This is a genomic window from Calothrix sp. FACHB-168 (genome assembly GCF_963889195.1).
GTDB classification, from domain to species: domain Bacteria; phylum Cyanobacteriota; class Cyanobacteriia; order Cyanobacteriales; family Nostocaceae; genus Aulosira; species Aulosira anomala_A.
Map to the genome: position 1 here is coordinate 13,313 of NZ_CAWPNJ010000027.1, position 17,407 is coordinate 30,719.

Below are 17,407 nucleotides of genomic sequence, written 5' to 3' on the forward strand. Positions count from 1 at the left end.
GCCTAGTTTCTATGTAAACTGCTGTATATTCTAACTTGATAAAGTTGAAAAGCCCGAAATTCACAATTCACATAACCTTGACAGCGACTTTTTTAACGGATACATATAGCCGCTTATTTTTGTTGTCTCTGGCTTGAGTTGTATATAATTGGTAAATAAGACTGACGATAATTGTTCTTAGCCATCAGCCTAGCCTCACGCTTTGTCCACTGTTTCTGCAAAGGAACATCAGCCAATCTTTGCAATAATATGAATACACTATCATCTCCAGTCAACCGAGCGATGATTTGAGCGATCGCCTTACAACAACTCCAAGGATGACGTACCACCTGAACTTCTGCAAATCTCACCACACCCCAATTGCGCTCTAAGAAAAAACGGTTACGGATTTTATCGTCATCAACATCAATACAGTGGTGAGGTTTACCTGTATCTCCAGCATAAGGTTCATCAATCTCAATATCGAAAGCTAACCCAGAAGATTGATGGTAAAGGATAAAATCAGCTGAGTAGCGTTGAGGATAACCTGGAATCTCAAACTCAACCGCTTGACAGATAAGATTTCCTGGAAACGCACACAGTAAATGGCGAAAAAACTCCTTTTCGGTCACACCTTGCTTGGCTGTACCATTCCCATCTGGTAATGCAACGCATCCTTGAAGCAACGCTTTTAGATACCCCTTTCCTCGATCATCGTTAGTAAAGCGCCTTGCTAGTGGTGGATAAAGAATAACCGGATAATAGCCAGTAGACATTAGTACTTATCAGGCTGCTCGTATTTAATAATTTTTATTTGCAAGTATCAACCCTAATTGTAATCAAGAAAACTCATCTCAGATACTGACCAAGTGTATAATAATACTATTCACCATGACCTGAAACCCCCTAATCTCATCCGCCGTCAGCAATATGGTAAGCTGGTTTTGATTAATTTTGGTGCGCTTAAAGAAATCAACATTCTTCTCATTTAGCAAACCCTCTATTGGCACTTGGGCTGTTGGTACGCCAGGATATATGCCTGATAAACAAGCAAAAGAGCATCTAAAATTATCTTCTGATGTCTATGTTTTAGGGATGATTGATATCACAATACTGACATAAATACAGCTTTGAAATTGCTAATTTAATAGCAGTCTTTTTGATTATCCGGCATAATTTAATATAGAGAATTAATGGTTTAGCAACAGTTGTATAGACAAAGATAAGTGTTAATTTTAACAAGTGCTATAATTTACCTAAAGAAGCGTTAGAGTCAGTGAAAACTTTGATTAATCCTGTTAAAATAACAATTAATCAATCCAATCTTCAAACTCTGTTTAGATTTGTACATCAACGACAAAAAACAATGAACTTTTCTCAGTAAATTGCCGAATATTCTAGTATCTAAACCCAGTCAACCTAATGACCAAAATACTTGATTAACGGAGATACCCATGAAAGAATTAATGGAACAGCCTTCATCTTGGCTACCAAATGGAATAAAACTTAATCTTTCCGATCAGTTTCGTCCTTTTTCTTTTACTGAAGAGTTACAAATTCGTTTAGAGGAACTATTAGAAAAAAATAAAGAAAATTTACTCAATCCAGATGAACAAGCAGAACTAGCTGGTTTATTGGAATTAGAAAAAATCTTTAGTTTTATCAACGCTAAACTTGCTTCTTAATTGTGGTTATCAACAATTTTATTCGCTTAAACGTCCGTAAAAGGGCAAAATACTTGTGCGAATATTGTCACTCTCCAGAACGCTCAAATGCAACACCCTTTACAATTGATTATATTATTCCTCAATCTTTAGGAGGAACAGACGATCTCAATAATTTGGCTTTAGCTTGTCATCGTTGTAATCAAAGACGGTATAATTTTACAACTGGGATTGATCCAGAAACACAAACAGAAGTTCCATTATTTAATCCGAGAAATCAAAATTGGTCAGAGCATTTTATCTGGACAGAAAATGGGTTAAATATCATTGGAACAACTCCTATCGGTCGTGCAACTTGCAGTCGTTTTGATTTTAACGATCAAGACCACGATGATGGGTTTATTCTAAATTCCCGTCAACTTTGGTTAACAGCAGGTTGGCATCCGCCTATTGATGATCTACGTCAATAATAATGGCTCTTCCGTTTTAATAAACACTAATAAATTAAACTTTTTAGGGTATTTGTGTCAGGGATTGAAATCCTAGCCATCGGCACATAAAGTTGCTGCGGTTGCTCCCCAGAGGCGCTATCGCGCTACTATTGCTGGTGTTAAGCAAGCAACATTTATGCAAACATTGATAACAACTCCAACTTCACCTGATTCAACTACTGCTGCTCATCAAAATCCTCAACTTACACAAAAGGTCAATTCAAATTTATCTGACAATACTAATTTAGATTCAGGTACTATAGCTATTTTAGAACAGATTGAAGCTGAATATGAATACTACCAAGTTTGTGAGGAGTGGTAGTCATGAATTTAACACTCGCTCAACAATCCTTAGCAGGACTTTCCCAAACTGCTGCTCATCTCTGGGAACAGCTAACTAATTGCCAGACTCCTGAAGAGGAAGCTGCTATTATCACCGCTATTTGGGAAACTCAGGAAGTTCAAGAAGAAGTTGTTGATATCCAAGCAGAATTAGCATTGCAACTGGATGCTGAAATAGTGGCTATTAAGCAACGACTAGAACATCTAAAATCTGTACATCAATCAGCACTGTTAAGACTAGAACGCTGGCGACAAAAATTAGATGAAACTATTTTAGAACAAACCGCCGCAGGAATTCTACCTGAGCAAATGATTGGTAATTCACTTCGGATCACAATTCAAGAAAATCCGCCAAGTTGTGAGGTGCTGATAGATGCAGAACAATTGTCTCCAAAATACCGCAGAGAAAAGACTGTTTACTCAGCAGACAAGAAAGCTATCATTGCTGCTTGGAAGAAAGGTATTCCTGTAGATGGCACTCACATCATGCGTAAGCGCCGAGTTATTTATGCTTTGACAGCAACGGCAATTCACGATTTCAAAGACTCACTTTTGACTTAATAATAGCTTTAACTAATTTCTCAGCCAACAGCAGGGATTTTACTGTTTTGTTGGCTGCTACTTATAACTCTTTCTACTTATAACTCTTTTTTGACATTTAAGTAGGTTCGCACTATGAAAGTCAAATATGTTGAAACGTAATTGAATTCAGCCTAGTTACTAAAATAAATGGTGTTTTATCTGTTTCTCTAACTGCTCATTTTTAGCCAACCAAACACCTGAGCAACAGTTAATTCTAAGTCTATCCCAGCTAACACTGGCAAACGCTCATCACCCTGCAAAAGTTCTGGTTGTTGATTTGGACGGAAGACCAAAATAGAACGATCTTCTGGGTCTATCAACCAACCTAATTGGCAACCATGATCTAAGCAATAGAGAATATTGCCTGTGACTCGATTTGAACTTTGTTCGGGAGAAAGAATTTCAATTGTCCAGTCTGGAGGAAGCAGAAAATCACTATCGTCTTCCCCATCAGCAGCAAAGGGAATACGCGACCAGTTGAAAACCGCTACATCATGTACTATTGAGCGGATACCAAAACTACAGCGCAGTTCTGGAAAGGCATAAGCAATATGCAGGCTTTCGGCAACATCATTGATACTGTTGCACAGCCTTAACTGTAATCGGCTATGCTTCCCTTTCGGCATTGGCTTCTGAATAATCTCACCATTAATGTAAACGCTTGCAGGCTTTGTTTCTGGTAGCTTGAGAAACTCCTCCAGGGTCAAGGTAGTGGTAATTACCGTGGACATGGCTCAGTCGAGAAAAGCAAACGGGATATGTTTTTAGTCTAGCAGTACCCTACTCTCAAAAACAGTTTCTACTTTTGGCTACCGCCACAACTGCTTGCACACCAGTTAACAAGGCCAAAAAAGCTATGACTACAAAATGGCTAACACCAGAACAGGCCATTGTCAAAGCCAACCTCACTGTTACATCTGAAACCTTAAAATCTTACATTTCAGAACAGCAAGGAAAAACCACTCCTGAAGAACAATTCCAAGCTTTAGGATTGCTATTTGACAGAGAACGCTTGCGTGCAGGTAAACCTAACTTTTTGCAACTTTTAGAACCAGTAAGTGATGAAAATAGCTACGCCGAAGATGAAATCGACTCTTATGAGTTAGAGGACGATGAGATAGAAACATCTGCTATCAACACTGTAAATCAACTAGAACCATTTATTTTCGAGCAATGCAAAGTTCAAATCGTTATCACTTTACTACCTACACAACAAACAGGAGATAGACCTGTAATGATTGCTGCCAGCAGTCATGGTGATTTCCCTGTAGTTACCATGCTCAATCAAGAAGAACTCGGTGATTTACCACCTGCAATTGTTCAACTACTGGACGAACTGAAAGCCGATTTTCCTAATCGCCAGATTCGCCGGAATATAGCCCAGACTAAAGCTGTCAAAACCAATAAATCGCCCACTGCCCAGACTCCAATTCGTACTCAAACTGCTAGCTATGATACCACCAAGACAGTTAGTAATACTACGCAAATTTCACTGTTTTAAATGCCATGACTGCTACAAATAGCAATAAACTACTCGTCATCTACGAAGGTCAACAGCACTGGATTCCAGAAGCGATCGCCATTGACGACCAATTACTACGAGATGCCTTCACTCCTCTTTGCGCTGAACTGGCAAACGCAGACATTGAGCGTCAACCAGGAAAACCCATTCACATCATCAAGAAGCCTGGTAAAAAAGGCGTTTCTTCTCTAGATTGCCTGATAGTGGCTCCTGAAGAAATCAACCCCGCAGTCGAAATGTGCTACCAAATGCGTCAACGTCAGGTTATTACTGGAATTGACTGGCAAAATGCAGCACAGCTATCAGTCCAGATTGAAGAGGCGATCGCAACTGGAACAGAATTTTCAAAAGAACTCAATCAAACCCTAAAATCCCTAATAGTCTGCACTCCCACATCTAGCGTTCTTCCTGAAGGTTTTTGAGTACTGACAAAAGGGCTTGGAAATTGACTTGAGAGGTAAATTATTGTCCAAATTACAGCAGTTTGCATATTGACTGAACTACACCCCCCACACCCTACTACTGTGTCAATCCAAAAATAACGGATAGAGGCAGGCAGGGGGAGAAGAGGAATTTTTCTAGCTGCTATTAACCCAGTAAAGTTGCCTTACTAGACCACTACCTCTATCTATTCTTCAATTTCGTTCCTATGAATGACGAGTTGCCGCTAATAATATGTCTCACCTTGTACCCATCAGCATGGCAGAGGCGATTTACAGCCTTAGTCAGTGCCAATTCACCTTAGATGCCACTGAATCACTTGAATATCTAGAAACCCAACTCAACATTTACTCCTTACTAGCACTGTATCAGCACTACTTCCCTACCGAATGGAAAGCCAGCCAAACTCCTATTTACCCACTTACAGATGTAGATTGCCATAGTCCTAGAGAACTGGAATTTATTGTACTGATTTACACTCATCTACTTCCGTTATCCCACTGGACTGTAGAAACAGCCTACGAACAAAGATTGCACAGCATTCCTATTACCCCAATGGGTATTGACTGGACAATGGATGGAGAAATTGAACATCTCAAAGATGGTTGGCAGCTACTTTTACCCTTTAGCCATGATGGTCGCTGTTGGCTCGATGACATTAACCCAGAAGGCAGTGAGTGGTTTGATAGTGAATTTGCAATTTACGGAATTACATACAGTGACATCGACCACCCAGGCAAAATTGACCAAAAACAACTGAAATGGCAGTGCTATCAGTCACATACCCCTTTAAAGTTTTTGCCTCTAGCTTTAAGGCTCCTAGATCATCAAACCAAAAACATCTGGCTAGACGAGTACGTAGACGATTATTACTACCAACCTGACAGCACATCTCTGCCTTGGTCAAAAGCATCAATTAACTTCCTGAGCAGAAAATGGCAGCAAGCCAGCCGAATGCTGAACTGTGCAACCGATTTAATTGATTGGCTAGAAGCAGACTTGAAACCTCATGCTCAAATCCTACTACAACTATGGAAACAAGCATCGAAACCACATTAAACGACACTACATCCACAGCAATTCTATCCGGCGAGATTCTACGAGCAATTTTGGCAGACCCTCCCCGTAAATCTCCAGTTATTCAAGCAGAATTGCTGTTTCTGGATGGTATTTATATATTCCACCACCGAGACAAAGAAATTCCCGAAGCTCATGTCTACAAATCCATTTCACCCGCAGCCCTGAGAACTGCCTTCAGCAATGAACCCATTGATACCGGTTGGATGGAACCAGGAATTGTGCGCTGGGGTACGGGCAGTACAGATACATATTTGGTAAAATTCATACCGCCAGCCACTTATACAATTAACTGCGATGAACTCGGTTCTTTAACTGTTCCGCTACCTGCGATGGTGTTTGTGGGTAAGGGATTAAAATATTGGGTTTGGGCAATTAAAGATAAGGAATTTACTCCTCAATCACCAACCTTTCATGTACCACTACCCAATGTCTATAGTTCTGGACAAGTGTGCTGGGGAGTGAACGAACCACCTGCTGCTAATGGTCTATCAATTAACCATGCTTGGAATTTGTTTATTTGCAGTATTTTCACTAACCATTTAACAATAAAGAAATCACAAAAATACCGCAACGATGTTCGCCACCAACTTCTAAAACTGCACAAAAGATGCAGACGTGTAACCTATCCTGTATCTGACCTTGTGCCTATCGGCAATCAAAAAAGTGTTGCTATGCTTGTGCAGGAAATCCTCGATGAACCCATTGCTTGAAGGCATTATTGGTTACAAAATTGTCACAACTCCTTCTTTACCAACACACACCAGCAGTGGACTAGAGTACCTTTATGCCGGAAATGGCATCTTTGCTAGAGCCATTCGTCCTGGCATAGAGGTATTAATGCCCGTTTGCTTGTGTTCCCAAACTATCAAAGGACTACCTCACCTAACACCTTATCTCAAAGTCACTCCCTTAATTCCCAAATCGCTGCTACTGGAAATGTGGCGGTCGAGTTATCAAGCTGGCAATCAATTTCATGAAATTCTCTTTCACCTCCACTGTACTGATGCAGGCTGGGATTTACAAGTCCCAGAGCAAATTCAAACTCCAACTAGCTGCCAGCCAACTCATTCTGGGAGTGACTCTTCCCACCAGAAAGCGGCTGTAGATATCCATTCCCACGGTTCCTTACCTGCCTTTTTCTCTACCACCGATAATGCTGATGAATCTGGCTTTCGCATTTATGGAGTACTGGGTAGAGTTAATACCCTGAAACCAGAGATTAAAATCCGGGTTGGACTGTTTCGCCACTGTTGGGATGTACCTGCTAGAGCAGTGTTTGACATTGACCGAGACTTTTTTATGGTTGATGTCTCACTTTCATCTGGCTGCAAATTTTACAGTACCGATGTACCGCCTGTAAATGTGATGGAGAAGCTATAGAGGTGAATTTCAATTTAGCAAATGTCTGTTCCCTCACCAATACCTGTATCAACTTAACCAACCGTACTATGGAGCTAAATCTTGATTTGGCAAATTCTTCTCCTGTCCTGACTGTCAACTACTCGAAGATAGAACTGTGGCTAGTTGGGTGCGGCGGTACTGGTTCTTGGTTGGCTCCTTCTTTGATTCGGTTAGGTAGAGTTCTTTCTCAGCAAGGTAAACAGGTGAAACTCTACTTTGTTGACCCGGATCGTGTTGAGTCAGTTAACGTTTTCCGCCAGTGCTTCTGTGATGCAGAAATCGGACTCAACAAAGCCAAAACCCTGGCGCTGCGCTATTCCCTGGCTTGGAAGATGGAAGTTACAGCGATCGCTCAACCCTTCCAACCCGAATGGATTGTCCCCAGTTATAATACTCTGATTGTTGTCACTGCTTGCGTAGATAATGCCAAAGCCAGAGAGTCAATTACCCAAGTACTTCAGCACAACACTCATCGCCCCGCGCCTCACATTTGGCATTTGGATTGCGGTAACTCCAAGCGTAGTGGTCAGGTACTATTAGGTTCTCATCTGTCTACTAACCCCAATGACTATCATTTTGAGGCTTTGGGCTGCTTTCGTTTACCTGCGCCAATCATACAGCAACCCGATCTACTGGTTTCACAACCAGAAGAGTTGGCAGACAACAACTTGTCCTGTGAACAAATGGCCTTGCTCAATAGCCAGTCCTTGAGTATTAACCAGCGAGTTGCTGCGGAAGCCTTTGATTATTTGCTGCAATTGACGACAGGGAAACTACGACGATTTGCTACTTATTTCGACTTAGAGAGTGGTAGCGGAAAATCACTGTATACAACGCAAGTCAGTATTATGCAGGCGATTCTCCTGGGTCACTCCTGCGCGTAGACCGTCGTAGACATCGCTCCCCTCTCAAGTTAACAACCAAGCACTGTACAGTTGCTTCTGTACAGTGACTTCAATTGAGCAAACCAGCCCGCAACGCTAATACAGCCGCTTGAGTGCGATCGCTTGCACAAAGCTTGTTCAAAACCCCACGCACATATACTTTTACACTTCCCAAGCTGAGATAGAGTTTCTGGGCAATCTCGTTATTGCTGTAGCCTTGGACAATTAACTCCAAGACTTCCAGTTCCCGATTTGTCAGTGGATCTGCTTGCAGAATGCTTGCTTGCTCTGGGTCAATTGCAGAGATCGTTACCGTCTGAGTAGCACTCGGTTTCACCATAGCCGTCGCTCCTTGACGAGTATGCTTGAGAACAATACGAGCGATCGCTGGGTCAATCCACGACTGACCTTCATGGGTGATATGCAGCGCTTCCAACAACAACTCGAACTTAATTGTTTTCACACAATAAGAGTCTGCCCCAGCTGCAAACGCCGCCAGTACCATCTGCTCTTTGGCAAACGAAGTAAGCATCATTACTTTAGTCTGTGCTGCTGTTTCTGACACTAAAGATTCCCGAAACTGCTGCACCAGCCATATTCCGTCTCTATCCGGCAAGCCAATATCAATGATCGCTATGTCTGGTTTTGTACTTTGGAGCAGTTTCAACCCATTGGAGGCTGTAGCTTCATCACCCACGACTTGAATACCTTCTTGCTCGTTGAGAGAACTACGCATCCCAATCCGCGTTAAGCTATGGTCTTCAATAATTGCTACTCGAATATCTACCATTATTTACCTCAGCAGCTTGGTAACTATACTTTTTTAACTGTCGAATATGGTTTCAAGGAAAGGATTACTCCATTGGACGAAAAATTTTAGCTATTCAGCCAAAATGTGGCTATTGAGATGGAAACCGGCATTTCAATGTTATTAAACCTCATTCAGGTTGAAACCAGTAGTTTTTACAGTATTGGTTGAAAAGTTTATATATCAAAGGCTACATATCTCAACTGGCTGTTAAAAAAGCTCCAGTGTTCAAAATGGACATCGTTTAATCTGAAAATTCTCTGAAAAAATCTTCCTAAAGTATAAAAAAATATAAAAGCACTGAAGTTAAACTGAAACCAATACAGTTTATTCTGACTTGTGTCCACATCACACTTAGAGGAGGATGTAGCTTATTTCTAAGCGAGAACCTTGGCTCTTACACATAACATAGCCAGATTAACAATTCGTAATTATTAATCGTAGTTACGTTATGCATGGAAATTTAGACCTCAATCATAAGGTTGTGACCTGTAGAGATGGGAGACTATAACCAGTTTCTTAATTACCAATTACGTAGCTTGCTTCTCGTTAGAGGCGAGTATTACGAATTAGTAATTATATTGACCAATGCCTTGACTTTTAGAAAAATCTGATGAATTTTCATCGCTGCGTAGTGGTTAGCATGGCGCTTGAAAATGCACTTTTGACAACGAAATTTAGCTTTATTACTCTTTTTCTCTACTCAAAAGAAATTAGGTTTATCAAAGGCGTTTTATGAACACTTTATCTTGGAATATAACTTCAGAACAAAGAAACCAAAGAATTCTGCTGGTGGATGACTCAGCTGACAGCCTGCGCTTGCTGCAAGTCACTTTGAAGCTGAAGGGATACAACGTGATCATAGCCGACAGTGGTGCTGAAGCATTGGTAAAAATTGCTGAATCTCCTCCCGATTTGGTACTCCTAGATGTGGTGATGCCGGATATGGATGGCTACGAAGTTACCCGGCAAATTAAGCACAATTCAAACTTACCTTTTATCCCAATTTTGCTGGTGACAGGTTCTGAAAAATCAAGTGTCGTCAAAGGTTTAGATGCAGGTGCAGATGAATTTATTCGCAAGCCGGTAGATAAGAAGGAATTACTGGCTAGGGTGCGGGCTTTGTTGAGACTGAAACACAGTATGGACGAACAACTATTCCTCATTCAGCGACGGGAAGATTTTGTAACCCGTCTCACTCACGACCTGCGAACTCCGTTGATAGCTGCTGACCAATTCCTAAAGTTGCTGCAAAGAGGTGTTTTTGGCAATACCTTATCAGCAATGCGTGAATCTTTAGAACAAATGGCTCAGAGTAACCAAACTTTGTTGTCAATGGTCGATACCTTGTTAGAAGTTTACCAGTATGAAGCTGGAGGCAAAACTTTGGATTTCTTTGTGGTTGACCTGTGGGAATTATGTCAGCAAGTAGTGCAAGAACTAATGCCTTTGGCTGATGTTAAACATTTAACTCTCAAAGCTGTCTTGACAGAGGGTACTGAAGCTTCTTTAGTTAGGGTTAGAGGCGATCGCCTGGAACTACGCCGACTACTCACTAACTTAGTTGGTAACGCCATTCGCTTCAGTGATGCTGGGTCAGTAGAAGTTCGCCTCAATTCAACTGTTCAAGGGGTAACGATTGAAGTAGAGGATACAGGTATTGGCATGAATCCAGAAGAACAATTACTCTTATTTGATCGCTTTCGACAGGGCAAGCATCAACGTCGGGGGAACGGTTTAGGATTATATTTGTCCCGTCAAATTGTTGAAGCCCATCAAGGGAATATCTCTGTTTCATCGACTGTAGGGAAAGGCAGTATTTTCACAGTTTATTTACCAATCAGAATTCAGGAGTCAGAATTGAGAATGAATTCTGTACGAGTAGCGGATAGCGCAGCGTAAAGCCTTCTCTACCAGAGGCTTGTCTGCGACAAGCTGTTCGCGTTCGCCAACGGCATAGCAACTCTTAGAGATGCTGCGCCAACGCTTAGAGCGAGTCTGCGTACTCCTGCCCAGAAAGCAAGCTACGCGCAGCCTCTCGTAGAGGGCATCTGAATAAACGGGTTTAAGTCCCCTGCCAAATTCAAAATTTGGTGGTGCAACAATCAAATGATGGTCACTGAGCTTTGTCAAAGTGTGGGTCTAAATCCCCACTCATTGATTCTGAATTCTGAATTCTTCTTTTTTTAACTGTGGAAACAGCTTGTTCAAAAATGTTATTCCCATAGAAAATTTGGTAAATAGAGATTCAGGAGTCTGCTCCGGGAAGTTTTACCAAGATTCATCTGGTTCAGGTGGACGCCAACCACGAGTAGTTGAACTTTCATCACCTAGTCGATCAATTGCCCCAGGATCGCTATTGAGGAATTCATCTAAATCTTCATATCCACTTGGATAATAAGAACCTGATGTAGGTTTGATAGGATTTTCCTTAATTATTATGCTTTCACCAGATTTCAGATGAGCATATTCGGGGTAATGCTCATCTTGGGATATATCATCAGAAGGAGTGATTAACTCATCTCCTGGTGAATCTGGGTCATCGTCATAAAGCATTACTAATAAACCATCTTCTAGTCGTTGAATTCTTTTATTCATAAAATCTAGTGGTAGCTTTAAAATTGTGTAGCTTAAGTAACACAGTGGAACAATGATAATACGATTAAAAGCGCTGTTCAGCTATTTAACTTTCTTGGAAGTCTGCTAGCAGAGCTAATACCGTATAAAATACCGCCTGCCATAAAATCAGTAAATTATCCACTTGGATGATTTTATCGAGTGTAATTTCGTGCCAAGGTGAATATTGGAGTTTCATGCTTGCTAGATAAGCTATCTAATAGATTATTGGTAATGGATTTAACCACTAGAGTCTTAGAAGGTTCTGGTCTGAGCATACCTATCTTTGATGGGTCGTATAACAATGGTAAGGGGAGATATTTATCTGAACCAGAAATCATTAAAAATTCTCTGCTTGAACAAATGTTTGAAGCAGAAGATTTACAATCTCTACTACTGGTTAAAATTGACAGTAAAAATCCAGATGCCAACCATTTAAGACAAAGAACCTTTCAGGATGGAATCCGACGCAAGTTAGCTTTTAGTTCTGGCAATAGTTATTACTTTGCTGATGGTTCACTGCATAAAAAAATTAGACGCTTATTCGCTACAGAACCAGATACTGCCTGTCGCTATGGTTCTTTACTAGTTAGCAATTGCTACAAAGGCTCAGAAACTTTTACAGGGCTGCGAGTGAAAATTGTGGACTTTGAAGATCCACAGTATGCTCATTATAAAACAGGAGACTGTCACGGCAAGATTTCGCCCCAACTTGCCAAACAATTGGGAGGAGAAGGCAATTGTCCATTCCAATTTCGGTTTGCCTGGAGGAGTAATTGGGCTGAACCAGATAATTCCGAGTGTCCAAAAACCAGCTTCTTGTCCAAAGGTACTTTCTTACCCGATGCGAATTTGACTGATGCTAAAGGCTACGACATTATTATGGATCGTTCCTCAATTAAAGGCATTAAAAAGTCAGAACTCAAAAACTTAATACCCTGCGGTGACTATGAGTTTCCCCAAGCGGTAATCGGTAATCGAGGTAACGCCAAAGCCACCAGCTACGATAATAGTTGGCAGTTTACCATTTGGTACTCAGAAGAAGCAGTCAAACAAGATTTGAGCAAACCCACCGAAGAAAAAGCTAGAGAACTTGCCGAGTTACAGCGCAATCCCTTGTTGTTGGCAAAATACATCATCCAACAATATGACAAACAACAGCGATCGCAGCAAGAGCAGTCAGAAGAAGCTTTTAACGAAATTGAGGGTAATGCTAACAATCAAGCACAGGAATCTCGCTGGATTTCCCTACTCCGTAGCGATAAATATGGTCAATTGATTGAAACCCCCAAATTTCGCAAGTTTGCCACCGATTACATAGCCAATCAATGGCGGGACTTAGCGATTAAGGGAGGATACAACCATAATTCGGGTATGGCAATGCCATGCGATCGCCTAACTCGTGGCACAATCTGTGTACCCCATCTACCAGAAGGAGATGTCATTCTCACCCGTTACCCCATTGTCAACTCAGACAACATCCGCCTCTACCAAAATATCCACGACCCAGAATTAAAGAAAACTCGCAACGTAGTGTGGATTCACCCCAAGGATGCCGAGGAATACCACCAAGCCGATTTTGACGGCGACCAATTAATGGTCAGTTCTGCTAGTAAACTGCCTAATATTGCTCAAGAAACTCTCCGCGCAGGTGAAGTGGGACGATTTGAGCCAGTTAAACAACGCCCTAAGCTGGCGTATACGGAAATTACAGATGAACAAGGCAACTTAAAATACAAAAATTTAGCAGAGATTGCTGCTGCCAGCAGTCAAAATAAAGTCGGGCTAGTAGCAACAAACATTGGGCGTGTACAGTCATCAATGCCCCAAGACGGGGAGAATGTAGAGCGATTTAAAAAACGACAAAGGAAGCTACTAAACCGTCTATTTCAGGCACTTCAGGTTGAGGTAGATTCGCCCAAAAGTGCAGAAAGATTGGAAGATATCAAAGAAATAGGTGGGGAAAATTTACTCGCCGATGCTAAAAAATGGTCAGAGTCTCACCCCAGTTACTTCTTTGACTTTAAAAAAGATGAACGGCTTTATCGCTCCTTTGCCATACCTGCGGATGCTCCCGGCTCAATCAACGTCATTGCAAGAGTTGTAGTCAATCCTTTGTGGGAACCAACACGCATTCGCAGCAGAGATAGGCATGAATTTCGCTACCTGTTTCCCAAAGAGACGCTATCTGTAGATGCCTTGGAATGGGCGGAGGAATTGAAAACAAGGTTTCAGCAAGCTAGAGACGAAATTAAGGAACGGGTGGGAGACGACAGGGAAGCTTTTAATGAGGAACTAGGAAAGCTCTACGAAAGCTATCGGGCGGAAATTGATGAATTATTCACCAGTCCAGAAGAGAGGTTTGTAAATCCTGGGAACAGGCTCAGTCAATGCGTAGCGTCTCGCACAGAAGGCGCGGCAGCACTGTGGCACACACAACACACCCGTCCAGAATTAGATCGGCATCGCAAAGACTGTTTAAAGCTGGCAGAACAGATGGAAATTACGTTTTCGTTTCAGCATAATTATGAACTGCCAAGTGTTGCATTACCACAGGATATTTATGTTTTGAGTGTTCCTTTCGGTGCAGGTGCTATTAAATGGAAAGAATCTTTAGAACAAAAGGGAATTAGATTTGATGCCACGATTCATCCTCAATTACCTCTGATTGAATTTGCTTTAAAAGACTTATCCCCCAAAATAGTTGATAAATTAACTGCTAAATTTGGCGAAAACATTAACGATTTAGATGAACTTAATATCCCTAAGGATTTGAGAATTATTCCTCCAACAGATCATAGTTGGGCAACATCACGTCAGGATTCAGGGGTTGGTGCTTTGGCATATAACCTGTTTACAGAGGAAGTATGTCAGCAGCTTCAGGATTTTCAGTTTGATGAAATTAAAGTGTTGGGTATCAAATACAATCACTTCGCCAATGAAAACTTTGCTAGTAAGCAATGGAAAAAGCGCAGCGTTACTCTGGAAGTGGGAGTTTTTGAGTTACCCGAATCACATCCAGAGTTTTATCGTTACAACGGTACACCGATATTACAGATTGATGGTAAGAATTTAGGCACTTTTGCTCCTGACAGTCCGAAACTGCCGATTGGTGCTACATTTGCAGCTACTTTGCAACCAGATGGCTCTAGTATTATCCTCAAAGTTAATCCTGAGTCAATCAATCTGCCAGAAGTTCCATTACCGGAATCAGAACCAAAGTTAGATGCTGCTGGGCAATTCCGAGCCATTCACCGTGAACTTTGGCGTAAAGAAATGTTTGATAATTTGGTAGGAGCGATCGCTACTACAAAAGAACAGCGACAAGCCAATCAATCTGCAAGTAATGAAATTGAGCAGTTTAAAATTGGTAGCCATTGGACTGCTTATGTGCAACCCAGTGGTGATTTTATTGTGCGAAATGAAGGTAAGCGGACGATTTGTCGAGGTAATCTCCAGACGGGTGAGGAGATATTTCCACTTTCAGAAGAACGTGCCAGTGAGCTAGAAGCGATGATTTTAGAGAGGGAACGATCACCTCACAGAAAACATGAGTTATCACATAATGGACACCATATTAGCAGTCAGGATATAGATTTGATTTAATTTTATAGAATATTTCATTCAGGAAAAATCAATTAAAATCCTTATTTATGCTTAAGTTTTGTTGGGAAAATATGGCTTTCAAATACAAATTAATTCCCCAATCAAATTCGCTGCTCGCTCTCCATATTTTTGCTGAACGGCACTATTATATGGCAATTTAGCTTCGCTCAAAAAGTCGCGGATAAATAGAGATAAGTTAAATCCTCTCTTCGAGTCAACATATTCTACTAGTTCAATATTAAATAATGCTTTGAATTCGTCTTCTCTTTGTTTGAGCGCTGAATATTTAGTTAAGTTGTTTGAAGAGAAGATTGGGCTGACTGCCTCATTAAACAGTTTATCCATTAAGCGATCTCTCATATTTTCCTCTATACTTCTGTGCTAAGTTTTACTTCAATATAACTTCAAGTTGTGTAACACATTAGACATCTCGAAAATAGTATATTTTGTGGTAAAAGAACATAATGATAAGTTTTTTGACACCAAAACATGAGTGACATACTGAATCACATTGAGGAGAATCCTAAAGAAACAAAGCGGTTAATTGGTATAGAGTATAAACACAGTGTCTTCTTGGTAACGTCTGACAAAATGAGTGATAATCATGATTGATTTACTGTCTAAGGATTTAAAGCATTCGGAAAAATATAAAGGCTGCATTATTGATGTATGGCGTGATGATAGGCGTTGCTGCTACTTGGCTGAATTATATGCCCCGGTACGCAACAGAATGTTGATGCAACAAAGGCAAGCCTTCTCAGATATTCATTCGGCTCTAGCTTATATGAGGGAACAGATCGATAAATACTATTCGCAAGGTTGGCATAAAGGCTGCATTATTGACGTGTGGTTTGATCTGCGTCTTGGCTGCTACTTGGGTGAATTATATGTGCCCGTGAAGGATTTAATGGTGCTACAAGAAAGCCTACCATTCTCAGATATTCATTCGGCCTTAGCTTATATGAGGGAACAAATCGATAAATATTATTTGAAATGAGGTCAGACAGTGAGTGAAACAACCAAAGTCTACACAATCGTCAAAAACGATTTAACCCTTGTAGATGTCAGCGCTCCCAACGCTGTGGGGAAGTATTCAGTCCATATCAGTAGTTGGCTATCATCATTCCAAATCTCACAGTGCATATCTGACTCAATATATTCGTTGCCGTTTTAGTCCCACCTCTGGGCAAAGTGATATCTACTCATTCCCTCAACTCCCTAATAAACGCATCAATAGCAAATCAACAAGTACTTTTCTTTACTAAATTATCAATTTAGATGCTGGAGAACAAGGTAATGCAAAAAATATAATACTTTGATAAAAAACCATTTTTATCGCCCAATCTTTATCTTTAAGTTTATGCATTTGATAGTAAAAAATCTTAGGATGTCCTCCTTTCTTTTCTAGCCCTAATTCATTAAATGCTTGACTAGCACGAACTAAATAATCATGATCTGGGTTTAAAGATAAATCAGGCATTAAGAACTTTGGACTTTTAATAATGCACTCTCCCTTCCACTTATCTTTATAGTTTGATTCGTGATAATAAAGAGCATAAGCAATAGATTTAATCACTTTATCAATGCGTTCTCGTTCGTAAGCAATAGCTAAAGTTTTGCCTGGAATTAACAAGTCTCCATGCATATAAGGCACTACCACTGGTGTAGACCTAGAGAAAATTAACTTTCCTAGTGATGCGTTTTGCCTGACTAAAACGTCTATCCACTTAGACATCAGCAAAGAAAAAGCTAAATCGCTGTTGTCAGAGTGCATAATAATTGACACGGCTGTATATTCATCATCTTTGGAACGCCCAGTATTATGTTTTTCACAGGATGGAACTGTAATTAAATTTTTTCGATAATCAGGGCTACCAGAGGGTAAATCTTTCTTTTTCGGGAAAAAACATTTAGGTGGAGTGTGTTCTTTAGTAGTTGCAATTTCATTACAATAGTAACAGATATGTTTCATAAAATTTAGTACTAATTGA

General features: G+C 40.7%; 21 protein-coding genes. 14 read left to right on the forward strand and 7 right to left on the reverse strand.

The annotated features are described in order from the left end of the window. Positions 1-113 precede the first annotated feature (113 nt). Complete coding sequence (locus AACW45_RS16790) at positions 114-755, reverse strand: hypothetical protein (protein WP_190633667.1); 642 nt, start codon at positions 753-755, stop codon at positions 114-116. Between the two features lie 178 nt (positions 756-933). Between AACW45_RS16790 and AACW45_RS16795 the strand changes: the two genes are divergently transcribed. From AACW45_RS16795 to AACW45_RS16815, 5 genes are all read left to right on the forward strand, one after another. Next, positions 934-1,101 carry a hypothetical protein gene (locus tag AACW45_RS16795; RefSeq protein WP_190633668.1) on the forward strand — a complete coding sequence of 56 codons (168 nt, stop codon included), beginning with the start codon at positions 934-936 and terminating at the stop codon, positions 1,099-1,101. A 332-nt stretch (positions 1,102-1,433) separates the two neighbouring features. Then, positions 1,434-1,664 carry a hypothetical protein gene (locus AACW45_RS16800; RefSeq protein WP_099068956.1) on the forward strand — a complete coding sequence of 77 codons (231 nt, stop codon included), beginning with the start codon at positions 1,434-1,436 and terminating at the stop codon, positions 1,662-1,664. 2 nt (positions 1,665-1,666) lie between these two features. Further along, a complete protein-coding gene (locus AACW45_RS16805; protein ID WP_190633669.1) occupies positions 1,667-2,113 on the forward strand; it encodes an HNH endonuclease in 447 nt (148 codons plus the stop codon). 157 nt (positions 2,114-2,270) lie between these two features. Further along, positions 2,271-2,456: a hypothetical protein gene (locus AACW45_RS16810; RefSeq protein ID WP_190633670.1), complete on the forward strand. Its 186-nt coding sequence runs from the start codon at positions 2,271-2,273 to the stop codon at positions 2,454-2,456. A gap of 2 nt (positions 2,457-2,458) precedes the next feature. Beyond that, entirely contained in the window at positions 2,459-3,037 is a 579-nt protein-coding gene (locus tag AACW45_RS16815) for a siphovirus Gp157 family protein (protein WP_190633671.1), read from the forward strand. A 188-nt stretch (positions 3,038-3,225) separates the two neighbouring features. Here AACW45_RS16815 and AACW45_RS16820 read toward each other — a convergent pair whose 3' ends face one another. Continuing rightward, the gene (locus tag AACW45_RS16820; protein ID WP_190633672.1) at positions 3,226-3,789 is read right to left on the reverse strand and encodes a Uma2 family endonuclease; all 564 of its coding nucleotides are present in this window, start codon (positions 3,787-3,789) and stop codon (positions 3,226-3,228) included. A gap of 125 nt (positions 3,790-3,914) precedes the next feature. Here AACW45_RS16820 and AACW45_RS16825 point away from each other — a divergent pair, with 125 nt between their 5' ends. The 6 genes from AACW45_RS16825 (at position 3,915) to AACW45_RS16850 (ending at position 8,386) form a co-directional block, all read left to right on the forward strand. Next, the gene (locus AACW45_RS16825) at positions 3,915-4,559 is read left to right on the forward strand and encodes a hypothetical protein (protein ID WP_190633673.1); all 645 of its coding nucleotides are present in this window, start codon (positions 3,915-3,917) and stop codon (positions 4,557-4,559) included. A gap of 5 nt (positions 4,560-4,564) precedes the next feature. Further along, positions 4,565-5,002: a hypothetical protein gene (locus AACW45_RS16830; protein WP_190633674.1), complete on the forward strand. Its 438-nt coding sequence runs from the start codon at positions 4,565-4,567 to the stop codon at positions 5,000-5,002. 253 nt (positions 5,003-5,255) lie between these two features. Beyond that, the gene (locus AACW45_RS16835) at positions 5,256-6,080 is read left to right on the forward strand and encodes a hypothetical protein (protein WP_190633675.1); all 825 of its coding nucleotides are present in this window, start codon (positions 5,256-5,258) and stop codon (positions 6,078-6,080) included. Beyond that, on the forward strand, positions 6,053-6,811 hold the full coding sequence (locus tag AACW45_RS16840; protein ID WP_190633676.1) for a hypothetical protein: 759 nt from the start codon (positions 6,053-6,055) through the stop codon (positions 6,809-6,811). The genes AACW45_RS16835 and AACW45_RS16840 overlap by 28 nt, the downstream gene beginning before the upstream one ends. Then, a complete protein-coding gene (locus tag AACW45_RS16845; RefSeq protein ID WP_190633677.1) occupies positions 6,795-7,481 on the forward strand; it encodes a hypothetical protein in 687 nt (228 codons plus the stop codon). Before AACW45_RS16840 ends, AACW45_RS16845 begins: the two co-directional genes overlap by 17 nt. Positions 7,482-7,483: 2 nt before the next feature. After that, positions 7,484-8,386: a ThiF family adenylyltransferase gene (locus AACW45_RS16850; protein ID WP_199331160.1), complete on the forward strand. Its 903-nt coding sequence runs from the start codon at positions 7,484-7,486 to the stop codon at positions 8,384-8,386. Between the two features lie 70 nt (positions 8,387-8,456). Here AACW45_RS16850 and AACW45_RS16855 read toward each other — a convergent pair whose 3' ends face one another. Next, positions 8,457-9,176 (reverse strand): response regulator, encoded by a 720-nt coding sequence (locus AACW45_RS16855; protein ID WP_190633678.1) that lies wholly within the window; start codon positions 9,174-9,176, stop codon positions 8,457-8,459. 753 nt (positions 9,177-9,929) lie between these two features. Between AACW45_RS16855 and AACW45_RS16860 the strand changes: the two genes are divergently transcribed. Beyond that, complete coding sequence (locus AACW45_RS16860) at positions 9,930-11,096, forward strand: hybrid sensor histidine kinase/response regulator (RefSeq protein WP_190633679.1); 1,167 nt, start codon at positions 9,930-9,932, stop codon at positions 11,094-11,096. A 369-nt stretch (positions 11,097-11,465) separates the two neighbouring features. Here AACW45_RS16860 and AACW45_RS16865 read toward each other — a convergent pair whose 3' ends face one another. Together AACW45_RS16865 and AACW45_RS16870 are read right to left on the reverse strand one after the other, a co-directional pair. Further along, on the reverse strand, positions 11,466-11,792 hold the full coding sequence (locus tag AACW45_RS16865; protein ID WP_099068943.1) for a hypothetical protein: 327 nt from the start codon (positions 11,790-11,792) through the stop codon (positions 11,466-11,468). 85 nt (positions 11,793-11,877) lie between these two features. Beyond that, positions 11,878-12,009 carry a hypothetical protein gene (locus AACW45_RS16870; protein WP_277880406.1) on the reverse strand — a complete coding sequence of 44 codons (132 nt, stop codon included), beginning with the start codon at positions 12,007-12,009 and terminating at the stop codon, positions 11,878-11,880. 35 nt (positions 12,010-12,044) lie between these two features. Here AACW45_RS16870 and AACW45_RS16875 point away from each other — a divergent pair, with 35 nt between their 5' ends. Then, positions 12,045-15,416, forward strand: coding sequence for a hypothetical protein (locus AACW45_RS16875; RefSeq protein ID WP_190633748.1), 3,372 nt, complete (start codon positions 12,045-12,047; stop codon positions 15,414-15,416). Between the two features lie 78 nt (positions 15,417-15,494). Here AACW45_RS16875 and AACW45_RS16880 read toward each other — a convergent pair whose 3' ends face one another. Further along, entirely contained in the window at positions 15,495-15,776 is a 282-nt protein-coding gene (locus AACW45_RS16880; RefSeq protein WP_190633680.1) for a hypothetical protein, read from the reverse strand. A gap of 244 nt (positions 15,777-16,020) precedes the next feature. Between AACW45_RS16880 and AACW45_RS16885 the strand changes: the two genes are divergently transcribed. Beyond that, positions 16,021-16,413: a hypothetical protein gene (locus AACW45_RS16885; protein WP_199331161.1), complete on the forward strand. Its 393-nt coding sequence runs from the start codon at positions 16,021-16,023 to the stop codon at positions 16,411-16,413. 264 nt (positions 16,414-16,677) lie between these two features. Here AACW45_RS16885 and AACW45_RS16890 read toward each other — a convergent pair whose 3' ends face one another. Then, complete coding sequence (locus AACW45_RS16890) at positions 16,678-17,388, reverse strand: hypothetical protein (RefSeq protein ID WP_190633682.1); 711 nt, start codon at positions 17,386-17,388, stop codon at positions 16,678-16,680. Positions 17,389-17,407: the final 19 nt, after the last annotated feature.